The sequence below is a fragment of the Pseudomonas sp. BMW13 genome (genome assembly GCF_013357275.1).
GTDB classification, from domain to species: domain Bacteria; phylum Pseudomonadota; class Gammaproteobacteria; order Pseudomonadales; family Pseudomonadaceae; genus Aquipseudomonas; species Aquipseudomonas khazarica.
Genome location: NZ_SUKD01000025.1, coordinates 118,489 through 133,120, shown reverse-complemented (window position 1 = coordinate 133,120; position 14,632 = coordinate 118,489). Strand labels below are relative to the sequence as shown.

Annotated in this window: 15 protein-coding genes, 1 tRNA gene and 1 pseudogene; 8 read left to right on the top strand and 9 right to left on the bottom strand. The window is 59.3% G+C overall.

The window, feature by feature from the left end; genetic code table 11:
* The first annotated feature begins 8 nt into the window (after nucleotides 1–8).
* A complete protein-coding gene (locus tag E4487_RS19140) occupies nucleotides 9–467 on the top strand; it encodes a glycine cleavage system protein H (protein WP_175254128.1) in 459 nt (152 codons plus the stop codon).
* An 8-nt stretch (nucleotides 468–475) separates the two neighbouring features.
* Here the strand turns inward: E4487_RS19140 and E4487_RS19135 are convergent, their stop codons facing one another.
* Nucleotides 476–1,486 (bottom strand): HAD family phosphatase, encoded by a 1,011-nt coding sequence (locus tag E4487_RS19135; RefSeq protein WP_175254127.1) that lies wholly within the window; start codon nucleotides 1,484–1,486, stop codon nucleotides 476–478.
* Nucleotides 1,487–1,910: 424 nt separating this feature from the next.
* On the opposite strand from E4487_RS19135, the gene E4487_RS19130 reads away from it, so the two are divergent.
* On the top strand, nucleotides 1,911–2,534 hold the full coding sequence (locus E4487_RS19130; protein WP_134678096.1) for a DUF502 domain-containing protein: 624 nt from the start codon (nucleotides 1,911–1,913) through the stop codon (nucleotides 2,532–2,534).
* 89 nt (nucleotides 2,535–2,623) lie between these two features.
* Here E4487_RS19130 and E4487_RS19125 read toward each other — a convergent pair whose 3' ends face one another.
* Nucleotides 2,624–2,830, bottom strand: a complete 207-nt coding sequence (locus E4487_RS19125) for a hypothetical protein (RefSeq protein WP_134678095.1) — start codon at nucleotides 2,828–2,830, stop codon at nucleotides 2,624–2,626.
* 255 nt (nucleotides 2,831–3,085) lie between these two features.
* On the opposite strand from E4487_RS19125, the gene E4487_RS19120 reads away from it, so the two are divergent.
* The 6 genes and pseudogenes from E4487_RS19120 to E4487_RS19095 all read left to right on the top strand — a co-directional run bounded on the left by E4487_RS19120 (nucleotide 3,086) and on the right by E4487_RS19095 (nucleotide 7,068).
* Nucleotides 3,086–3,292, top strand: a complete 207-nt coding sequence (locus E4487_RS19120; protein ID WP_080757014.1) for a hypothetical protein — start codon at nucleotides 3,086–3,088, stop codon at nucleotides 3,290–3,292.
* A gap of 481 nt (nucleotides 3,293–3,773) precedes the next feature.
* Nucleotides 3,774–4,514, top strand: coding sequence for a toll/interleukin-1 receptor domain-containing protein (locus E4487_RS19115; RefSeq protein WP_134678091.1), 741 nt, complete (start codon nucleotides 3,774–3,776; stop codon nucleotides 4,512–4,514).
* Between the two features lie 78 nt (nucleotides 4,515–4,592).
* Nucleotides 4,593–5,336, top strand: coding sequence for a hypothetical protein (locus E4487_RS19110; protein ID WP_134678092.1), 744 nt, complete (start codon nucleotides 4,593–4,595; stop codon nucleotides 5,334–5,336).
* An 87-nt stretch (nucleotides 5,337–5,423) separates the two neighbouring features.
* Complete coding sequence (locus E4487_RS19105; protein WP_134678093.1) at nucleotides 5,424–5,777, top strand: hypothetical protein; 354 nt, start codon at nucleotides 5,424–5,426, stop codon at nucleotides 5,775–5,777.
* Between the two features lie 744 nt (nucleotides 5,778–6,521).
* A pseudogene (locus tag E4487_RS19100) lies at nucleotides 6,522–6,953 on the top strand (tyrosine-type recombinase/integrase); the annotation flags it as partial.
* Nucleotides 6,954–6,972: 19 nt separating this feature from the next.
* A tRNA-Sec gene (locus E4487_RS19095) sits at nucleotides 6,973–7,068 on the top strand.
* Between the two features lie 321 nt (nucleotides 7,069–7,389).
* Here E4487_RS19095 and E4487_RS19085 read toward each other — a convergent pair.
* The 7 genes from E4487_RS19085 to E4487_RS19055 form a co-directional block, all read right to left on the bottom strand.
* Complete coding sequence (locus E4487_RS19085) at nucleotides 7,390–7,812, bottom strand: hypothetical protein (RefSeq protein WP_134678089.1); 423 nt, start codon at nucleotides 7,810–7,812, stop codon at nucleotides 7,390–7,392.
* A gap of 99 nt (nucleotides 7,813–7,911) precedes the next feature.
* Nucleotides 7,912–8,190, bottom strand: a complete 279-nt coding sequence (locus tag E4487_RS19080; protein ID WP_134678088.1) for a hypothetical protein — start codon at nucleotides 8,188–8,190, stop codon at nucleotides 7,912–7,914.
* A gap of 60 nt (nucleotides 8,191–8,250) precedes the next feature.
* Entirely contained in the window at nucleotides 8,251–8,679 is a 429-nt protein-coding gene (locus E4487_RS19075; protein ID WP_175254126.1) for a hypothetical protein, read from the bottom strand.
* A 422-nt stretch (nucleotides 8,680–9,101) separates the two neighbouring features.
* Nucleotides 9,102–11,054, bottom strand: a complete 1,953-nt coding sequence (gene selB / locus E4487_RS19070) for a selenocysteine-specific translation elongation factor (protein WP_175254125.1) — start codon at nucleotides 11,052–11,054, stop codon at nucleotides 9,102–9,104.
* Nucleotides 11,051–12,457: an L-seryl-tRNA(Sec) selenium transferase gene (selA, locus tag E4487_RS19065; RefSeq protein ID WP_175254124.1), complete on the bottom strand. Its 1,407-nt coding sequence runs from the start codon at nucleotides 12,455–12,457 to the stop codon at nucleotides 11,051–11,053. The genes selB and selA overlap by 4 nt, the downstream gene beginning before the upstream one ends.
* 12 nt (nucleotides 12,458–12,469) lie before the next feature.
* Entirely contained in the window at nucleotides 12,470–13,402 is a 933-nt protein-coding gene (gene fdhE / locus E4487_RS19060) for a formate dehydrogenase accessory protein FdhE (protein WP_175254123.1), read from the bottom strand.
* Nucleotides 13,403–13,994: 592 nt separating this feature from the next.
* Nucleotides 13,995–14,627 carry a formate dehydrogenase subunit gamma gene (locus tag E4487_RS19055; protein ID WP_150607986.1) on the bottom strand — a complete coding sequence of 211 codons (633 nt, stop codon included), beginning with the start codon at nucleotides 14,625–14,627 and terminating at the stop codon, nucleotides 13,995–13,997.
* Nucleotides 14,628–14,632: the final 5 nt, after the last annotated feature.

Sequence of the window (14,632 nt, the reverse complement as noted above, 5' to 3'; positions counted from 1 at the left end):
GGACCGCCATGAACCTGCACGGCCTGGCCTTTCCCGACAATCTGCTCTACGCCCCGGAGCACAACCTGTGGCTGCGCGAAGAAGCGGATGGCTGCCTCACTCTGGGCCTGACCGCATATGGCTGCGCACTATACGGGCAGATCTTCGCCTTCACGCCCAAGCGCGACGGTCAGCGCATCGAGCAGAACCGCAGCTTCGGCGTCGTGGAGTTCGCCAAGGCCGCCTCCTCCACACGCAGCCCGCTGAGCGGCATCCTGCACAGCAGCAACGCCGAAGTCGTCCGGCGCCCGGCCCTGATCAACCTGGACTGCTATGGAAGCGGCTGGCTGGTGAGGCTGATAGCCGATGACCTGGCGCTGCTGAAAACGCAACTGCTCACTGGCGCAGCCGCCCGTCAGGCATTCGCCGAGCGGATGGCGCGCGACGGCTTCGACCCAGGCAACGATGGCGTACAGGGGCTGAGGTAACGCCGCCGTCAGGGCTGCAATGTCTCGAAAGGGTGAACACGACGCCATTCGCCAGCCATATCGACGACTGTCCAGCCTCTGCGGCGCGCCTCATCCAGCGCCTTGTCCAGATGGCCGAAATGCGAGTCGCGGTCATAAGCCCATTCCCGCCGAGCGTCGGCGTGATGGACCAGGCCCAGCAGACGCCGGCCGTTACCTTCCGCAGTCCACTGCAGCATCTGCAGATCCCCATCGGAATTGCCAAATGCCAGGATTGGCCGACGCCCGATGACCTGCTCGATGCTGACCGGTTTGCCGGGACCATCATCGTTGTGCAACAACCTGGGCTGGCGCAGGATCGACAACTTGCCGCCCTGGTCCTGAAACTGCGTAGCGAAGGTAGTGCCGATCACCTGTTCTGGCGGAATGCCATAGACCTCATCGGCAAAGGCACGGATGAACGTCACCTCGCCGCCTGACACGATGTAGGTCTTGAAGCCATGCGCACGCAGGTAGTCGAGCAGCTCCAGCATCGGCTGGAAGACCAGCTCGGTATACCGTCTGCCGTTTTCAGGGTGCCTGGCGCTGGCCAGCCAGGCGCGAGCCCTGGCAGAGAACTCCGCAGTGGTGATACCGGTGTGCGTGGCCGTGACGATCTGCATGACACCCTGCATGCCACTCTCGCTCAGGGTTTTCCGATCCCCCTCCAGCACAGCCTTGAACGGCTGGGTGGTCTGCCACTGGGGATTTTCAGGTGCCAGGCGCCTGACCTCGTCGAAGGCGAACAACACCTGGAAATACATGGGCAGCTCGCTCCACAGCGTGCCGTCGTTATCGAACACGGCAATGCGCTCGGCAGGCGCCACGTAGTCCTCCGCCCCTTCGCGGGTCACCGCGTCGACGAACCGCAGGATCGCCTGCCTGGAAGGCCCCTCCTTCCAGCTCGGCAATGGCTCTGCGGCGCTTGCCAGTGATGACAGACAGAGCAGTAGCGCCAGCAACCAACGGAAAGAAACCACAGCAAACGCGTGTCTGTTCATCGTGCGTCCCTGCCTGAAAGGCCCCAAAGGGCCGATGGGTGTGAGAGTAATGCCTGCTGCATCAGGCATCGGTGCCGCGTGTCGGGCATGCGAAGTGCACCGCCAAAGGCTAGCAGACGCACCTGGGCACGACGCGCCATCGATCCGTTCGTGCAACGGCTCAAGGACAACGGCTCAGCACTGCCAGGCAGGTCCCGTCGGCCATGACAAAACACCCGCATGTACTAAGCTCTGCATGCCTCAGCCCACCGTAACAACAAACGCGATGCGTCACTCATCCGGCGCATGTACGGGCCCAACAAGGCATTCCAGGGGGCGTACCTTTTCTCACGATTCGGGCCGCGAAATAACGATCCACCTCATACGGCCGCCAGCTCGGCAGCCGCATCTGAGCATGCAACCAGCCAACGGAAGGAGAGCAGCCATGAAGCAGGCGCTTGTGTTCGCAGGGAAATGCATACTGGCAGGCTTGCTGCTCATCATCCCCGTATATCTGGCGATCATCGTTCTGCTCAAGGGCATGCAATCGACCGAGCGGCTGATCCACCCACTCATCCACCTGCTACCGGAAGATCTGCCGGCCGAGCAGATTCTGTCGCTGCTGCTGGTCCTGACCCTGTGCTTCCTCCTTGGCCTGGCCATGCGCACCACACTCGGCCACAGGGCCAGAGTCAGACTGGAAAGCACCATCATCGAGAAGATTCCGGGCTATACCCTGTTTCGCAGCCTCAGCCACCAGCTGGCAGGTCAGAACAAGGACAGCATCTGGAAACCAGCCCTCGTAGAGATCCACGGATCACTGGCTCCGGCCTTCATCATCGAGATACTCGACGACTCACGCTTCACCATCTTCGTCCCGTCGATCCCCACGCCCTTTGCCGGTGCCACCTACGTCATGGACGGCGCCCGGGTCCATCCCGTCGACATTCCGTTGGCGGATGCCATCAAAGTCATCAGCAACTGGGGCTCGGGAACCAGCCGGATGTTACAGGCCATGGAGGAATCAGCGTCTATCGACACAGTTGCCGAGGCCGGCCGAAGGCAGTGAGAGGCGACTCTGCTCGATGGGATGCCCCCTTTGCTCAAGGACTCCTGGCGCGTCCGACACCCGCCCGAAGCGCAAGAACCCTCGGCTCATCAGATGATGCAGTCCAACTCGGTCACCTGCTCGAACGCCTCGGACTCGATCACTGGCAGCGAGTGGGGCGCTTCAACCCGTTCCTTCAGCTTGCTCGAGAACGCCATTGCAGACGGCTGATCGTTGAAACTCATCTTCAGCGAGCCTGTACAGACGATCCATTGCTCGGTCCCCTTGCTCTCAACCTTTTCAATCGAGATATCCATGCTGCCTCCATCGGTATACGGGTTCAGATCGGCAGGTCGGGTAAAAAAAAGGCCAACCATGCGGTTGGCCTTGCCTAGTAGGTATGAGCAGCACCCACGTGCTCAGGGTGCTACTCCAATCTCCCTCTACGACATTGCAAAAATATGACGATAGCCGCGTTTCTCGGCCTGTCCACTCGTCCGACGCTGATGCGCTGCAACATTTCAGTAACATTCATTGCCTACCTTGCACGCGTCTAAACCGAGGGTTTCACCTTGATCCGCAACGTACGCAAGTCGCTAGACTCCATAGCAAGCAACAATGAAGACGCGGCATTCGCGCTGATGCGCGCCGCAGAGAACACCCGGGACGAGGTACTGCGCCAGCAGATGCTCCGCCTCGTCCACCGCCTCAATCAGGATGCCGTAGACCTTCGCATGCTGCGCGACGAGGTCTCCTACGTAGGCGAGAAACGTGCCTGAGCCGGCAATCATCCGCTACCAGGTACCGCCCCTCCCCCTCGCAGGATCATCAGGCTCCTGTAGCGAGCAACGAGGGAGTGAACCTGCGCCTTGAAAGTGGCGGAAGGCAGTGAGAGTCGAACCCGTTTGAACCACTGCCCGCTACTGCCCTTCCCAGCCCAACGCTAGAAAAATCGGGGCTTTCGCCCCTTCCCTCCTGCCCACTGCGGCCTTGTGTCGCCCGTTGATTTCGACACTTTTTCGACACGCCAGCTAGACAGGTTCGGCGGCTATGGCTAGCTTCTGGCCATCACGCCCCTGTGCTTTAGGTCATCGGTGTCGCTTTTCCAACCTGAGCGTGTCGTGTTTCTCACCTTTGATACGCGATAAATCAAAGGCTTGTGCCGACTTATGGTTGATTATCAGATCTTATTGGGGGTGTTATGTGACAGCAATGTCGCCTAATTTATCGTTATGCTTTTTGACAAGACGAAGGGATCACATGTCAGCCCCAAAAGTTTTCATATCCTACTCGCATGACTCACAAGAACATAAAAAGTGGGTTCTAGATCTTGCCACACGGTTAAGAAATAGTGGTGTAGATGCAATAATTGATCAATGGGAGTTGCGCCCTGGGGATGATCTTCCGCATTTCATGGAAACTCACCTGGCTGACTCAGACTACGTAGTTATGATCTGCACTGACAAGTACGTAGAGAAGGCGAACTCAGGCGTAGGTGGCGTTGGGTACGAAAAAATGATCATCACGGCCGACCTGCTTTCAAACATTGACTCCAACAAGGTTTTGCCTGTCATACGGCAATTTGGTACGCACAATGTACCAACATTCCTAAGAACCAAGCTCTTTATAAACTTCTCCCGAGATGATGACTATGAATTCAGTTTTGATGAATTAGTTAGAACCTTTCATAACTCCCCAATCTTTAAGAAACCAGAAATCGGCAACAATCCATTCACTCCTGTAAGTGAGATACCACCAGAAAAAGCAGGCGATCCTATCAGAGATATTATGGAGTTCATCGTTGGTGACTTTGAGCGCGGCGAAGACTTTACCTATTACAAAGACCTAGTCCGCAGAGTAGGCATGTCTCGAATCATGCTAGACATTATTCTGACTGATATAGCAAAGAATGGCTATATTGTACGCGATCGCGACGGTGACATTCACTTACAAAGTGAAGGCAAGAAATATGCAATTCAACACAAATTAGTGATCGTCTAACAAGGGGTTAAAATCGTTCGCTGCGCTCACTGGGGTGGGTTAAAGCCTGCCCCTTAACCAAACGTAGAGTCCGCTATTATGGCTAGCCAACCGTGGGCCTCTGGCCCCAAAGAGATTCTTGAACATGGAATCTCCCTTCTTAGGAAGGATAGTGACAAGAATCGAAGGCTCGCACTTTTAGCCGTTGACAACGCAATCGAGTTAACAATAAAGACATACCTAGGGCTTCCAAAAAGAATCAATGGAATTAATGTGCCGCGAAAGGAATATGCGGAGTTCAGTGAAAGCTTTCCGAAATTACTTGACGCGCTTGAAGCTTACGCAACAGAAAAATTATCCGGCATAGACTTAGGTGAGATTGAATGGTTTCACCGTTTACGAAATCAGCTATACCATCAAGGCAACGGGCTAACTGTCGATAGAGACAAGGTAGAAATTTACTCAGAACTTGCAAAATTATTATTTGAAAATTTATTTGAAACCACGCTCGAATTTGCCGCTGAAGATCAACACCAACTATTAGGTGAATTTCTCGCAGCTTGGGTTTCTTTCGAGAGAGTTGTTGCCGCTATTAGTTACACGCACCAGGACAAACTAAGCACTCTTCGCGGCCGCCCCCGCCCACCATTGATGGCTATATCCGAAATGGTCCGAGTAGGTGTCTTCGAACCGGAAGAAGCAGCTGAGATAAGTGAGCTACGAAAAATTCGGAACGAAGTTATCCATGGAATGGTTGACTACAAAACAGTCCTTAGTCGCAAAGTCATCCAGCGGCTTGAGGCAATCACAACCAAATATGAGAACACTATGTCAGAAGCCTAACAACTGGTTCAAGTCGTTCGCTTCGCTCACTCGGGACTGGCTAGAGCCGGCCCCTTAACCAAACATTAGCAGTTTAAGGAAAACTCCATGACCAGATCAGAAAGAGCAAGTCAAATCTGGGCTGTATTGGCGTTAGCTGCAAAGAACCGCCAATCCCTAACATATGGAATACTTTCAAAGTTAATCGGAGTTCCCGCTGCTGGACTCGGAAAGCTTCTAGAGCCAATTCAATCCTACTGCCTTATCGAAGAACTACCGCCGCTCACAATCTTGGTGGTCCAGCAAGATTCTGGCCTTCCTGGCAGCGGTTTTACGGGAGCAAAAGCAACCGAATATGCAAAAGATCAAATGAGAGTTTTTAGTTTTGACTGGGTGGAGCACGGAAATCCACAGCCAGATAAATTGGAGCAAGCAGCACAGCAACTGCCATCAAACGGTTAAGCCGCTAACAAATGGTTCAAGTCGTTCGCTGCGCTCACTGGGACGGGCCAAAGCCCGCCCCTTAATCAAACGTCAGAAAGGAAAGGGGGAGGACTAATCTGCTTCTGACTGGCGAGCACAATAAATCCGCTCGACATTTGATGGCTCTTTCCCTTGCTCCACGTCAGTTCCTGTTATTCAACTGATACCGCGATTTACAGTCACGCTGCCTTAGGCTTCCATCCTTCCCGACGTATGAGCAGATCCAATCCTCTGGCCTGTTCTGCTCTCCGATCACCATGATCTTCTGTTCTTCCTGGCGTTTTCGGGTTTGTTCGTATGGCTCGGCGGTGCCCCACTCTCTCGCGTCGACAAGGTTTATCGCGCCCTTCGGGGTGTAGTTCTGATCGTTGAATACGGTTTGCTTGGTGGCTGGGCTGTCTGAGCTGGTGGGTTGCTCAGGTTGCTGTCGAGACATTGCGTCTCGCCTTGCCTGCTCTTACACGATCTTGTCCCAGTCGTTCCTGGGCGTTGGCTCTGGTCGGGTAATCTCGGCAACCGGCTTGGGCTTCGGTTGCTGACTGTTCGTGGCCAGGTTCGTGACTGTGTTCTGCATGAAGGCCTGGCCGCAGTGTGAGCGCACCAAGGGTGACGACCATACCTATCACTCCAGCCAGTACCACACCCAGGTTGGCGCGTTTGCGCGGTCGGCTGGTCAGCCAATCGGGGGGCGTCGTCTCCTTTTTCTACGGCTTTGATCCTAATGAGGCTCAGGGGTGGGTGCCGTCCAGGGTGAAGGGTGGAGCGGTGCACTTCATCAACACCAAACCCAAGCGTCGCCGGTCGATCCCGATACCGCCCGAGCTGGAAGCGCGGATACTCCAGCACTTCAAGGCGTACGGCCTGTTCACCAACTGCCGCAACGCCTTCGATGAAGCGGTCGACAAGGCTGGGCTACGACTACCGGCCGGACAGGAAGCCCACGTACTGCGGCACACCTTCGCCTCTCACTTCATGGCCAACGGTGGCAGCATCCTTTCTCTTCAGAAGATTCTTGGGCATTCTTCGTTGAGCATGACGATGCGCTACGCTCACTTGGCCCCCGGACACATGCAGGATGTGTTGTCGTTCGGGCCCAGTCGGGACTTTCGACACTTCTTCGATACTTCCGCGAACGCTGATCCAGCAGGGCAATAAAAGCCTTGTGAATCAATAAGGAAGGCAATCACGCCCGGTGGCGTGGCCGGGCTTCAAACCCGGTGGGGGACGGCATCCGTTCCTGGGTGAGTTCGACTCTCACTGCCTTCCGCCATTTTCCCCGCTGGAAGCCCCGAACGACGCGGGTTCTAGCGTTCTTCTTTTTCGCGTTCGGCGTCAGTGTCGAATAAGTGTCGAAAACCCCTGATCGGTCCGAGCACCATGGCTTCCTTGAGGTAGTCCGGCGCCAGATGGGCATAGCGCATGGTCATTACCAGGGTGGCATGGCCGAGCACCTTTTGCAGGGTGAGGACATTCCCGCCGTGTAGAAAAGAAAAAAGGGGACAGATTAATTTTTAGACCAGTGGAGCTGCACCATAAATAAATCTGTCCCCTTTTCCTGTACAGCGAACGACTTGAAGCAATTATTATGAGGCTAGTTACTGCATACTGAGTAAACACAAGGTGGCCATACCTGCTCTGCATAGGTATGGAAATTAAAACTTGAGATAATCCACTGACTGTCTGGCCTCTTGTATGTAATGAATTTCCCGAACAACGGCCCTTTATCCATTTTTATCACTACATAGATAGATTTTGTAGATGGGGAAATTTCCTTTTCGGAAACATATTCGTAACCTGCGAACTCCCCATAAAAAGCGGATATTTGTCCGAACTGCGCGGATTGAGCCTGTAACTCTCTGCTGCCTTCGAGTGGCCCACCTTTGGCCCATACATTCCAGGCTTCGGTCGGGCCTTTGTCTTTAAATGCTTTAAACCCATCCTCAATTAATTGATTTGCTGCCAGTGTGATTTGCGGCAATAGCGCGAGGGCGAGTGCAATTAGAAATTTATTCATCAGTGGTCCTTCCTTGAATTTTCTCTTGATTCATGACGTTTGGTTAAGGAGCGGCTTTAGCCCGTCCCAGTGAGCGAAGCGAACGGTTTGAACCGCTTGTTAGGTATTTGCCTCGTTTTTTCTACCGGCAGCAAGCCAACGGATAAGCAGAAAGGCCTGAATTGCAACCGCAATAAAAGCTCCTAGTAAATATGCAGATTCGGAGCCAAAGGCTTGAACGAAGGCCATGCCAACTATCCAGCCAATAGGTAGAAAAGGAATAGATAAAATTATCCCAAGCATCATGATGCCGCCACCTAATAGATTGGTGATAGGGAATATAGATGCATAAGCTAGAGAAATGGCTAGCTGGAGGGTGAGAGAGCGCCACGATTCCATGTGATACCTAACGATTAAGCTACGGAGCAGGCTTTAGCGAGCCCCATCCTGAGTGGTTGTTTAGAGTACTGTTAGAAAGCTGCTCGCGTCGCCTTTTGTAAATATCCAAAGGCGGACGCCAAAGAGAACATAAAAGAAAACCTCACAACAGCCAACGCGGAGAAGCCAAGTTGCGAGATTTTCTCTTGCACTCCATGCGTTTGAGTTGAAATCAGAGCCATTCCGATTAGACAGAGAATGCCCCCCATAAAACGCACCGGTGATCGCGCCATTTTTGAGCGGGGTAAGTTTTGCCTTGTATCCAGCAACAAAGCCACCAGCCAACCATGGAAGGTTATATGCAACTTCCAGCATGAAGTTTGCAAGGTGGCTGCCCAGCGTGGCTTTAACGAGCTTAACGAGCAACAATGCAATTAGTGCTGCGAATACCCCAAGTATTATCGGATTACGCTCCATGTTTTCCCTAATAGCAACTAGATAAACTTCCACACCAATGCACGAGTGACAAATTGATATAGCTCCTGGACAGAATAACTGAAAATTTTCGGAGGAGCATTCCTTATTCGAAGGTTATTCCACGACAGAAACCCGGGCAGGTATCCCGTTTGACCTCCTATTTTGGGGATTTCATTACTACTGGACCGATATACACATGGCGCTAGGTGTCACGCAAGGCGGCGTCGAGAAAGTGTCGAAATCGCTGCAAGGGATAGCGGGACAATGCGCCCATGGATAGAAGCCGAGACTAGAAAAGCCGGGCTTTGCAGAGCAATGCGAGAGCGAACCAGAGGGTTGAAGCCCGGCCACGCCACCGGGCGTGATTGCCTTCCTCGTTCGTTGGCTACGTGGCGCATGGCAGCCCTCTTTGTTCTTGCGCAGGGTAGCCGATGGCGACCGTCGTGCGTCGTGCGTCAATGGATGTCACTGGGTAAGCAGCCCTCCTCTTCCTTGACTCCCATCAGTTGAACGGCCAATGCCGAGTCGCTGCGGATGCGGCGCTCGGTGGCCAGGCGGCGGGTGAAGCCGATGCGGTCGAAGTACTCCAGCAGCTGGATGCTGCGCTTGCGGCCAACGGCGATGCGGTCGCGCCAGTCGATCACGCGCAGGCCGCCATGCTGCTGCTCCAGCGTCAGGGCATGAAGTGCCAGGCTGTGCAGCGTTGGCTCGGGGTAGAACAGATCCTTGACCACCTGATGCAGCAGGCCCAGGCGCGCCAGTTTGCGCAGCAGCAGGCGTACGCTGGCTTCATCCTGCTGCACCGCGCCAGCCAGGTCGCGGACCCAGGGCGGGTCGAAGCCGCCGGCGAGCAGCAGCGGCCAGAGCCGTTCGCGCAGCGCTTCGTCCTCCGCACCCAATTGCACGCGGTGATCCGGCAGGTGCAGCCATGGCCCGCTGCTGCTGATACGCCCCTCGGCCAACGCCTCGTCCAGCAGGGCAATGAATACCGGGCGCTCCAGTTCGCTCAGGGCATAACGGCGCAAACGGTCGCGGTCCGGGCCGAGCTCGTCCGGCGACTCAGCATGAAAACGTCGCAGGCCCTCGACCAGTGCCTCGCGCAACGCCTGCAACTGAGTCGTATCGAACAGTCGCGTGCCCTGGCGAGTAACCAGCTCGCAGAGACCAGAGGGCAACGTCCAGCTGTCACGCTGGCGGTTGAACTGGCGCTCCAGCAGGGCGGGATCGAGGCCATTGCCGGCAGACTGCAGCAATGCCGGTAGTGCTTCCTCCAGAGAGGCGCTGCGCAGCGCCTGCAGCTGTACAAGCCTCGGCGATGAGCGGCGCCCACGGGCCGGAGCGAAGGGGTCGAGGACCTGCCCCCCGCCCAGGGTGCGCTGCGCGGACTGGTCACGCAGCACCACGCGGTCGCCGTGTACGGCATGCGCCGGGGCATTGAGCACCAGCTGGGCCAGGCAGGACTGGCCGGGCGCGAGGCTGTCCGTATCGAGCAGGGCGACACGCCCGCTGACGTCCTGCGCTGCCAGGTGCACATGCACCGGCGTCCAGTGCGCCAGCGCACGTGTTTCCGAGGCGAGCAGCTGCAGCTCGATATCCAGACGGGTGCTCGGCGCCAGCAGCGCCGGTGCCAGCAACCAGTCACCCCGGTGCAGTTGCTCGACCGTCAGGCGCTCACCGGCCAGGTTCAGCGCTACCCGCTGGCCGGCGACGGCACGTTCGGTCTGGCGGTTCTGTGCATGCAGGCCGCGTACACGCACGCGACGCCCGGAGGGGCTGAGCAGCAACTCGTCGGCCAGCGCCACCTGCCCGGCGAAGGCCGTGCCGGTGACCACCACACCGGCGCCGTCGACACTGAAGGCGCGATCGATGGGCAGGCGGAAATAGCCCTGCGCGCTGCGCGCCGCCTGCGCGGCCGCGAACGCCAGCAGGTGCTGGCGCAGGGTGTCGATGCCTTGCCCACTGAGGCTGTCCACCGCCAGCAGCTCGGCGCCGGCCAGCGGGCCGGGGGCGAGCAAGTCGCGCACCTGCTCGCTCACCTGTTGCACGCGTGCGGCATCCACCCGGTCGACCTTGCTCAACACTACCAGCGCCTGGCGAATGCCCAGCAGCTCGGCGATGGCCAGGTGCTCGCGGGTCTGCGGCATCACGCCGTCGTCAGCGGCCACCACCAGCAACAGCAGGTCGATGCCACAGGCGCCGGCGAGCATGTTGTGGACGAAGCGTTCATGCCCGGGCACGTCGATGAAACCGGTGAGCTGGCCGTCGCCCAGGTCGGCATAGAGGTAGCCCAGGTCGATGGTGATACCACGGGCGCGCTCGGCCGGACGGCGGTCGCCCTGCTGGCCGGTGAGTGCCTGCAGCAGCGCGGTCTTGCCGTGGTCGATGTGGCCGGCGGTGCCGACGATCACGGCAGTGCCTCGCGCAACCTGGAAAGTTGCGCAACGAAGGCGTCCTCATCGTCGAGCTGGCGCAGGTCGAGCCACAGGGCATCGTCGTCGACCCGGCCGATCACCGGGATCGGCAACTCGCGCAGCAGCCCTTCCAGTTCGCGCAGCGCACGACCGCGCAGGCGCTTGGAGGTCTGCGGACGAATGCACAGGGCCGCGCTGGGCAGACGCGCCACGGGCTGGGCGCCGCTACCGATCATGCCCAGGGCGTCGACCACGGCAACCTGCCAGGGCTCGCCGAGACTGGCAGCCAGTGCCGGGGCGACGCGCTCGGCCTGGGCGCGAATGTCCACCTGCGCCCGGCTGAGCAGGCGCAGGCTGGTCAGGCGCTCACCCAGGCGGTCCGGATCGCGGTACAGGCCGAGCACCGCCTCCAGCGCGGCCAGGGTCAGCTTATCCACACGCAGGGCGCGCTTGAGCGGGTTTTTCTTGATCCGTCCGATCAGTTCCCGGCTGCCGAGGATGATCCCGGCCTGCGGGCCGCCGAGCAGTTTGTCGCCGCTGAAGGTGACGATATCGGCGCCATCACGCAGTGCTTCCTGCACGGTCGGCTCCTTGGGCAGGCCCCAGCGAGTGAGGTCGATCAGGCTGCCGCTGCCGAGGTCTTCCAGCAGCGGCAGGCCGTGGGCATGGGCGATGGCAGCCAGTTCTCGGGTGGCGACGCTGGCGGTGAAGCCCTGCACGCTGTAGTTGCTGGTGTGCACGCGCATGAGCAGGCCCGAGCGCGGGCCGATGGCGGCCTCGTAGTCCTTGGCGTGGGTGCGGTTGGTGGTGCCGACTTCGACCAGCTTGACCCCGGCGCGCGCCATGATGTCGGGGATGCGGAAGGCGCCACCGATCTCGATCAGCTCGCCACGGGAAATGATGCCTTCCTTGCGCGCCCCCAGGCTGTTCAGCGCCAGCAGCACGGCGGCGGCATTGTTGTTGACCACGGTGACTGCCTCGGCGCCCGTCAGCTCGCGAATCAGCCCGATGATCAGGTCGTCGCGGTCACCGCGCTTGCCGCTGGCCAGGTCGAACTCGAGGTTGAGCGGGTAGCGCGCGGCCTGGGTGATGGCGTCGATGGCTTCCTCAGGCAACAGTGCCCGGCCGAGGTTGGTGTGCAGCACGGTACCGGTGAGGTTGAATACGCGGCGCACGCGGCTGGCATGGCGCGCCGCCAGCCGCTCACCGGCGCGGCCGGCGAGCACGGCCTCGCTCAGTTCGACGGCAGCGAGCTGGCCACTGCGCGCGGGTTCGCGCAGCTCGTCGAGCAGGTCACGCAGGGTGGCCAGCAGGGCATCGCGACCATAGCGTAGTTGCAGCGGCGCCACGCTGTCGCAGCGCAACAGGCGGTCGATGGAAGGCAGGCGGGCAGCGTTCATCGTCACGCTCCGTCAATCGGTATTGCCGGGGGCCAGCAGCAGATTCGGCGCGCGGCGCAGATGCCCGTCGTCGCTCAGGCGCATGTCCAGATCGAGGCTGGCCAGGTCATCGGCGACGGCATCGGCCTGATCGTCGAACTCCAGGTAGCACTGCTTGAGATAGCCCTGGCACGCCGGGCAGACCTCGGCGCGAATCGCCGCCCGCTCGGCAGTCACGCCTTCGCGCTGCAAGGACAGGTAGCCAAGGTGCTTGGACGACTCGCAATGGCTGCACTTGACCCGCACGTAGTGCCATTCGCAGGCGCACAGCGAACAGCTCAGGTAGCGCAGGCCGGCATACTTGCCGCGATGGCGCAGCATGCCGGCCACCGGCGGCGAGCCGCAGGCCGGGCACAGCGTCTGGCTGCCGGACTCGATCAGACGTTCGCTCGGCAGCGCCAGCAGCCAGTGACTGAACGCGACCTGCAGCGCGGCACCGAGAAAGGGCGCCAGGGCAGCAGGCAGCAGGTCGAACTGGCCGCCCAGCAAAGCGATGGCCCAGACCTTGCGCTGACCGCTGTCGGCTTCACGCAGGGCTGCCAGGGCAGCACTGACGGAGGGGTTGCCGGAGCCCTGGAAGCTGCTCAGCAGCGCATCCAGCGCCGGCAGCCAGGCATCGCCACGAACCAGCGTGTCGAAGCCCAGCGGTGGCATCTGGTGTTCCAGGCAACGGCTCAGGGTGTCGGCCGAGGGGCCCGGCAATGCAGGCGGCGCGTCCAGCACGCGCTGCTGGGCCTCGCACAGCTCGGCCATCAGCAGCAGATAGGCGGCCAAGGGGTGATCCACGGCGAGGTGGCGCAGGCGTTGAGCACGGCGGCGGAACAGGTCGGGCTCGGGCAAGTGGAGAAAGGGTGGAACATTGGCCGCAGCTTCGATCTGCCCCGGCTCGAGAATCTGGCCTGACACGCAGGACTCCTTAGGGACTGCTCCCGTGGAAATGGCTGTGATCAGCCTAGACCAGGCTGATGGGGTTTGCCGGTGGGGATGGGCAGGTTGGTGGAGGGTCAGCTGTGTGGTTTCTGTTACGGGGCTGTCGCGGCTGAAGCCCCTCCCACAGAGACGTATGTTGGTGCTTGGCCGGGGGCGGCCCCGGATTGCATCCGGGCTACGGGGTGGTGTGCGGCGATGGACGTGGGAGGCGCTTTAGCGGCGCGCTTTTATCGCGGCTGAAGCCGCTCCTACGGAGATGTACGGTGGTGCTTGGCCGGGTGCGGTCCCGGATTGCATCCGGGCTACGGGGTGGTGTGCGGCGATGGGCGTGAGGGGGCGCTTTAGCGGCGAGCTTTTGTCGCGGCTGAAGCCGCTCCTACAGAGGTTTACGGTGGTGCTTGGCCGGGGGCGGTCCCGGATTGCATCCGGACTACGGGGTGGTGTGCGGCGATGGGCGTAGGAGGCTCTTTAGCGGTGCGCTTTTATCGCGGCTGAAGCCGCTCCTACATGAGGCCATATCCCGTAGGAGCGGCTTCAGCCGCGATGGAACACTCATCCAGCAACGCGCTCAGTGGTTCTTGTGGCTGTCCTTGCTCACTTCCTCGTACCAGGCGGCGTGGTGCTTGCGGGCCCAGCCCTTGCTGACCCAGCCGCTGACCATCGCGCCGATGGAGCCCTTGACCCAGATGCCGGCGTAGACGTGCACGATGATGCAGATGATCAGCCCCCAGGCCGCTGCCGCGTGCAGCAGCGAGGCAAGGCGGATCAGGTCGATGCCAAACAGGTGGCTGAAGTACTGGCGCCACATGACGATGCCCGTCGCCAGCAGCACCAGCATGCACAGCAGCAGCACCCAGAACAGCAGCTTCTGCCCGGCGTTGTAGCGCCCCACCGGCGGCAGGTTTTCCTCACGGTTGGCGACCACGTCGCGCCACTGTGCCAGCCATTGGCGGTCGCCGGCTTCGAGGCGGTTGTGCCCGGCGAAGCGCATCACCAGCCAGAGGAAGAACAGGAACATGCCGAGGCCGAGGAAGGGGTGCAGGATGCGCGTCCACACGCCGCCACCGAACAGGTTGCTGAGCCAGAACAGCGCCGGGTGGAACAGCGCCAGGCCGGACAGGCCGGCGAGGATGAAGAGGATCGCCACCACCCAGTGGTTGCTGCGTTCGCCGGCCGTGTAGCGTTGGATATCGTGTTTCATGCTGG

Excerpts from the sequence above, each read along its gene's own strand:
- E4487_RS19105 (WP_134678093.1), top strand. The coding sequence starts at position 5,424 with ATGACCAGATCAGAAAGAGCAAGTCAAATCTGGGCTGTATTGGCGTTA.
- E4487_RS19085 (WP_134678089.1), bottom strand. The coding sequence starts at position 7,812 with ATGAATAAATTTCTAATTGCACTCGCCCTCGCGCTATTGCCGCAAATC.
- E4487_RS19135 (WP_175254127.1), bottom strand. The coding sequence starts at position 1,486 with ATGAACAGACACGCGTTTGCTGTGGTTTCTTTCCGTTGGTTGCTGGCG.
- E4487_RS19115 (WP_134678091.1), top strand. The coding sequence starts at position 3,774 with ATGTCAGCCCCAAAAGTTTTCATATCCTACTCGCATGACTCACAAGAA.
- selA (WP_175254124.1), bottom strand. The coding sequence starts at position 12,457 with ATGAACGCTGCCCGCCTGCCTTCCATCGACCGCCTGTTGCGCTGCGAC.
- E4487_RS19110 (WP_134678092.1), top strand. The coding sequence starts at position 4,593 with ATGGCTAGCCAACCGTGGGCCTCTGGCCCCAAAGAGATTCTTGAACAT.
- E4487_RS19055 (WP_150607986.1), bottom strand. The coding sequence starts at position 14,627 with ATGAAACACGATATCCAACGCTACACGGCCGGCGAACGCAGCAACCAC.
- E4487_RS19140 (WP_175254128.1), top strand. The coding sequence starts at position 9 with ATGAACCTGCACGGCCTGGCCTTTCCCGACAATCTGCTCTACGCCCCG.
- E4487_RS19130 (WP_134678096.1), top strand. The coding sequence starts at position 1,911 with ATGAAGCAGGCGCTTGTGTTCGCAGGGAAATGCATACTGGCAGGCTTG.
- E4487_RS19125 (WP_134678095.1), bottom strand. The coding sequence starts at position 2,830 with ATGGATATCTCGATTGAAAAGGTTGAGAGCAAGGGGACCGAGCAATGG.
- E4487_RS19080 (WP_134678088.1), bottom strand. The coding sequence starts at position 8,190 with ATGGAATCGTGGCGCTCTCTCACCCTCCAGCTAGCCATTTCTCTAGCT.